This is a genomic window from Serratia sp. (in: enterobacteria) (genome assembly GCF_046715635.1).
In the GTDB taxonomy this organism is placed as follows: Bacteria; Pseudomonadota; Gammaproteobacteria; order Enterobacterales; family Enterobacteriaceae; genus Chania.
On the sequence record NZ_JBKJYW010000222.1, the window covers coordinates 1 to 6020 of the forward strand.

Genomic DNA, 6020 nt, shown 5'->3' on the forward strand with positions numbered 1-6020 from the left:
CCGCAACTGGTGGTGACGCGCATCGTTTCGCTGCGTGATTACGAAATTCTCGCCAGTATCGACGAAGATTTTATCATTTCCAATGCGCGCATCAGCGAGAAGAACAAGCCGGTCGTAGTGATGTCGCCGTTCCCAACGGAGTATCAGCTAGAGCAGTTGGGCAAGCTGGTGCTGGTCGATCGCACCAAGCCGTATATGTTGGAAAAATTCTTTGATGCCAACCACTTTATGATCGTCAACGAGCCGCTAACGCAGGAGCAGCTGTTTAGCAAAGTTTGCGCTCAGTTGGAGCAGGAAGGCTATGTAGGCAGTGATTTCTACCCTTCGGTCGTTGAGCGGGAGGCCATCGTTTCTACCTTGCTGGGGGAGGGGATTGCTCTGCCACACTCGCTTGGGCTGTTGGCGAAAAAGACCGTGGTGGTCACGCTGCTGGCCCCACAGGGTATTGCGTGGGGAGAAGGCGAGGTGGCACACGTCATTTTCTTGCTGGCGATCAGCAAAAGCGATTACGAGGAAGCGATGGCGATCTACGATCTGTTCGTCACCTTTGTGCGCGAACGTTCGATGACCCGCCTGCTGGGCAGTGACAATTTCGACAGCTTCAAAGCGGTGGCGCTGGACTGCCTGAGCCGCATTTAACCATTCTCCCCAATCGACTTGCCGTAGGGGCGCCGCATGCGCCCGTTTAGCCGTGTCATCAATCTGAATTACTCGTCTTTCTTCTTGCCGAATATCTTCATCAGCGCGCCGACGATCAGCCCCAGGGCGATGCCGCCTAAAATCCAGTCAACCAAACTCATTATTGTTCCCCCGCAATCCTATAGTTCTGATTATATTATCATTCAATCAAGAACGCCCCATCGATCATTAATCTCCGTTGCTCGGTGGTGTAGCTGAGCCAGGAATTCTTGCTATTGGACTTCTCCAGCACGATGGCCAGTTCCGCCTTGCTAAGGGATAGCTCGTCCTGCCAGAACGGGGCGATGGCGTGGCGGGTGATAAAGTCGATCAAAAAGCGCGCCGGGCTGTCCTGCTCTTCAGGGAATAGCCGCAGGGCCAGTTCGGTCATTAATGCACGTTGCTGTGGCTGCTTGCTTTCCCCCAGCAGTTCCAGGAACGGTAGCAGCAGGCGGCCGCAGACCTGGCCGTGGTGGTAATCACGCAATGCCCCTATCTCACCCGCGATGCCGTGGATCACACCCAGGCCCGCCATGCTCAACGTCAGGCCACCCAGGTAGGAAGCCTGCATAATCGCTTCGCGGGCCTCATCGCTCTGTTTCAGTACCGGCCAGGCGCAAAGGAAGTGATGGATGCCGCTCAACGACATCTCGCGCGACAGGCTGCTGGCGGTCTTGGAAAGATAGGCTTCAAACAGATGGGTGAAGGCATCGATAGCGCAATAGGCCAGTACAGGGTCTGGCGCTCCCTTCAGCAGGTCAGGATCGAGGATCGCCACCTGCGGCACAAAGTTGTTATGCCGCAATGAGGCTTTCACCTTGGTGACCTGAGTATCGGTGATCACTGCGTTTTGGGTGACCTCGCTGCCGGTGCCTGCGGTGGTGGGGATGGCGATCAACGGCAGCGTTGCGCCACTGATTTTGCTGTCACCCACTTTTTCCATGTAACGCAGGGTTGGCAGCGGGTGTTCGATCAGGGCCGCGAACGCCTTGGCGGCATCCAGCACGCTACCTCCACCGATGGCTACCACTCTTTGCACCCGGCCTCGCCAGCGTGCCACCCATTGGTCGATTTCTTGCGGGGAGGCCTCATGGGCGACAATTTCTCTGCCCGCCAGCAACGGCGTCAGCGCCGGGGCCAGTTCAGCATAGAGGGTACCGTTAAGGAACGATCGGCAGGTGAACAGCAGCGTGGTTTGCGGTTCGGCCTGGAGCAGTGGGATCAGGTGCTGGATGCTGCCCTTGCCAAACCAAGCTTGCCGGTTGGCGATCATCAGACTAGTGGTCATGCTCTCTCCTTGGCGCATTTGGGCATTGAAGCCACAGCATAGTTCAGCCTGGCAAGGCAAACCAACGCTTTTCCGCCGCTTAACGCGAAATTGTTAAGATATTAACCAATTCAGTTTGTGTGGGTAATCGTTGCAAGGGCCTAACTTGTGATTTGATTAACATGTAAACAGTAATACTCTTGCATTCTGGCCAATTGAATGCTTTTTATAGCCTGTTGGCCCAATATCGGTCGCTGATACGTTGGGAAAGGTAAATTGTTAATTTGTTAATGATTGCGGGGGCGAAATGAATATTCAGGTCGAAAGATTATCAGCGGTGATCGACGCAGTGGCGACCCGCCAATTCTATGCCAGCCTGCTGGGTTATCTGGAGGGCTTCTTCGCCTTTGATAATGCCATCGTCTATGCCTTCGAATATGGTCAGGCACCACGTTGCCTGATGAAAACCGAGAAAGAAAACAGCGATGCGGTAAACCAGATTTACCAACAGGGTGCTTACCTTGAGGATCCCTTTTATCAGGCGCTGAACGGCGGCGGCCATGGCGATGTGTTTACGCTGCGGCAACTGGCCCCCTGTGGTTTTTACCAGACGGATTACTACCGTAACTTTTACCGCAAAACCGGCTGGCACGACGAGGCTGGCGTATTGCTGCAACTGACGCCGGAACGCGGGCTGGGCATATTTTTCGGTTCGGCCCGGCAAACGGTCGGCGTGCGTTATCCCCAGTTGGCTGACCTGCGTGGCGCGTTGACGCTGGTAAAAAGCGTGGCGCGGCTGCATGGGGAAGTGGCGGTAGCAGCAAACGTGCCCACTTCCTCCGCCCCGCAGGTAGATAGCGCTGCCCAGGCGCGTTATGCGTTAAGCCCACGTGAACGTGAGATCGTCGATCTGATCCTGAGCGGCAACGGATCGCAGCAGATCGCCGAACGGCTGTTTATCAGCCTGGGCACGGTAAAAAATCATCGCAAGAATATTTACGGCAAACTGAATATTGGCTCTCAGGCCGAGTTGTTCAGCCTATTTTTAACTTCCCCCCTGCGCCGTACGGCATAATGTTAAAAAAGTGTTGCGAATATCCCTAAAGGGACATAGCCGCCCGCCCACACTCTGCTGATAATCCAGGCTAAGGCAATGGGTAAAGGGAGTGCAGCAATGAATAATGAAATCGAATCGTTAACCTACTACGCGGCGACCAAGAAATACGATCTGCGCTTCCCCACGCTGGAAGAAGATCTGGATGTTGACGTGGTGATCATCGGCGGTGGCTTTTCCGGCATTAACACGGCGCTGGAGCTGGCGGAAAAAGGCATCACCAATATCGCTATTCTGGAGGGCCGCCATCTGGGCTACGGCGGGACGGGCCGCAACGGTGGCCAGGTGATGGCCGGGATCGGCCACGATCTGGAGAAGATCAAACGCCACGTTGGCCCGGCAGGGTTAGAAACTATCTTCAAGATCAGCAACCTCGGTGCCGGGATTATCCGCGAGCGGATTAAAAAGTACGCCATCGACGCTGATTTCTGCTTTGGCTATGGCTACCTCGGCAGCAACGCCAGGCAGGAAAAGACCCTGCGTACCTGGCTCAAAGAGTTTAAAGCGGTCTCACCGGATGAAGAGATCGAGCTCTATACCGGCTCTGAAGTGAAGCAGGTGGTGGGATCTGATGCTTATACCTGTGCGTTGAAACACATGGGCGGCGGCCATGTTCATTCTCTCAACCTGCTGTTGGGGGAGGCGCAAGCATTGAGTGGATACGGGGTGAAGATCTTCGAAAACAGCAACGTGCTGAATGTGGAGTACGGCCCGCGCATTACCGTGCGCACTGCCATGGGATCGGTACGCGCCAATAAGATGCTGTGGGCGTGCAACGGCTTCCTCAACGGCATGGATCCCTTTATCTACAAAAAGACCATCAATACCTACGCCTTCCAGTTGGCGACAGAGCCGCTGTCTGACGAGATGATCCGCCAGATCAGCCCGATCCGCGGGGCGTACAGCGATATCCGGCCGGTGATCGACTATTACCGCGTCACCAACGAGAACCGCCTGTTGTTCGGCAGCACCACCCGGCTGGTCGAATATATCCCTTCAGACCTGAAGGCCTGGAACCGCAACCTGATGCTGAAAGTGTTCCCGTATCTGAAGGACGTGAAGATCGACCTGGCCTGGGGGGGACCGCTGTGTTGCAGCGCCAACCTATTCCCGCAGATCGGTACTCTGCCGCAGCACGATAACGTGTTTTACGTGCAGGGCTATTCCGGCTTTGGGGTGACGCCGAGCCATATCGTTTGCAAGGTGTTGGCGGAAGGAATGAGTGAGGGATCCGATCGTTATGACCTGATGAGTTCGATCCCGCACGTGGATATTTTTGGCAAAGACAAGCTGCGCCGTGTGATGACCACCGCGGGCAAGGTTTGGCACCAGACTTCCGGCTACTGGAAGGGGCGTCGTTAATTCTGACCACTAATCTAACAGGAAAAAACCATGAAACCATTACTGCTTAAGCAAGCGCTACCAGAACTGCAACAGATTGGCAGCGTCAGCAACCTGGGGGCCACGGTGGTCGCCGGTGAACCCAACGTCGGCGTGGCGATGATTTTTGGCGCCCCAACGGACAACCTGAACTGCGGTGTCTTCAGCTGTACCCGTGGCACCTTCGTGATGGAATACCCGTTTGCGGAACATGCCACGGTGTGGGAAGGCACGGCAACACTGACCAATGAGAACACCGGCGAGTCGGTAAAGTATCAGGCCGGGGATTCCTGGTTTGTTGAGAAGGGCACGCCGGTGCGCTGGGAAATCACCTCGGATCGTTTTGTGAAGCACTATCTGGCGATTGTCGAAGGCTAACCCGCAAGGAGGGCGATGCGATGACGGATATTACACTGTTGCCACAGGTCACGGCCTTTCTGGACCGCCAGCAGGGCCATTACATTCATGGGCAACCCGTGGCTGGGGCAGGCGTAGACAGGTTTGCGGTGGTTAACCCGGCGACCGGGCTGACCATCGCGCAGGTCAATGAAGGCGGCCAGGCTGAAGTTGATGCGGCAATGCAGGCGGCCTTTGACGCTTTCCACGGTAGCTGGGCACAGGTTTCGCCATTGGAGCGTGGCAACTGCCTGACGCGCCTGGCCGATCTGTTGCAAACCCATCGTGAGGAACTGGCGCAGTTGGAAAGCCTGTGTTCCGGCAAAACCATTCAGCTGTCTCGCGGGCTGGAAATCGATATGGCCTCGCAGTTCCTGCGCTACTTTGCCGGTTGGTCGAGCAAAATCAGCGGAGAAACGCTGAATGTTTCATTGCCTTCCTTCCAGGGTGAACAATACAGCGCATTCACCCGGCGTGAACCTTTGGGTGTGGTGGTCGGCATCATTCCGTGGAATTTCTCGATCATGATCGCCATCTGGAAGCTGGCTGCGGCGCTCACCTGCGGCTGTACTGTGGTGCTCAAGCCGAGTGAATACACGCCGCTAACCATGCTGCGGGTGGCCGAGCTGGCAACGCAAGCGGGCATCCCGGCTGGCGCACTCAACGTGATCAACGGTTCAGGCGCACGCCTTGGCCCGGCGCTGATCGCCCATCCACGCTGTGCCAAAGTGACCTTCACCGGCTCGGTGCCTACCGGGATCGCGGTGGGGAAAGTGGCGATGGAGCAAGGGATTGTGCGTACCACTCTGGAACTGGGGGGTAAGAATGCCGCCGCGTTTCTGGCGGACGTCTCGGTCGACAAGATGGTCGACGGCATTATCGAGGCGGGTTACCTGAATCAGGGCCAGATCTGTGCCGCAGCGGAACGTTTCTACCTGCCTGCCAGCCATATCGACGAGGTATTCGCAAAGCTGACGCAGCGTTTGGCGGCCATGAAGGTAGGCTCACCGCTGGATGAGAGCACGGAAGTGGGGCCATTGGCCAACGAGGCACATTACCGCAAGGTACTGGCACTGTTTGACAAGGCACGGGCTGATGGCAGCCAGATCGTCTGCGGCGGTCAGGCGTTGGCAGGTCCAGGCTTCTTTGTTGCGCCGACGGCGATCCGCGCTAACGGGCCACATG

6 protein-coding genes are annotated in these 6020 nt (G+C 56.3%); 5 read left to right on the plus strand and 1 reads right to left on the minus strand.

Annotated elements, in window-relative coordinates; genetic code table 11:
* Positions 1-639 (plus strand): PTS sugar transporter subunit IIA (locus ACLQ7H_RS11300; protein WP_411752743.1); only part of this gene is annotated, 639 nt, incomplete at its 5' end.
* 199 nt (positions 640-838) lie between these two features.
* Here ACLQ7H_RS11300 and ACLQ7H_RS11305 read toward each other — a convergent pair.
* Positions 839-1966: an iron-containing alcohol dehydrogenase gene (locus ACLQ7H_RS11305; RefSeq protein WP_411752744.1), complete on the minus strand. Its 1128-nt coding sequence runs from the start codon at positions 1964-1966 to the stop codon at positions 839-841.
* Positions 1967-2252: 286 nt separating this feature from the next.
* On the opposite strand from ACLQ7H_RS11305, the gene ACLQ7H_RS11310 reads away from it, so the two are divergent.
* From ACLQ7H_RS11310 to ACLQ7H_RS11325, 4 genes are all read left to right on the plus strand, one after another.
* Positions 2253-3020, plus strand: a complete 768-nt coding sequence (locus tag ACLQ7H_RS11310; RefSeq protein WP_411752745.1) for a response regulator transcription factor — start codon at positions 2253-2255, stop codon at positions 3018-3020.
* A 99-nt stretch (positions 3021-3119) separates the two neighbouring features.
* Complete coding sequence (locus ACLQ7H_RS11315; protein ID WP_411752746.1) at positions 3120-4421, plus strand: NAD(P)/FAD-dependent oxidoreductase; 1302 nt, start codon at positions 3120-3122, stop codon at positions 4419-4421.
* A 30-nt stretch (positions 4422-4451) separates the two neighbouring features.
* On the plus strand, positions 4452-4817 hold the full coding sequence (locus ACLQ7H_RS11320; RefSeq protein WP_021806963.1) for a cupin domain-containing protein: 366 nt from the start codon (positions 4452-4454) through the stop codon (positions 4815-4817).
* Between the two features lie 20 nt (positions 4818-4837).
* A partial coding sequence (locus ACLQ7H_RS11325; RefSeq protein ID WP_411752747.1) for an aldehyde dehydrogenase family protein occupies positions 4838-6020 on the plus strand: 1183 nt, incomplete at its 3' end.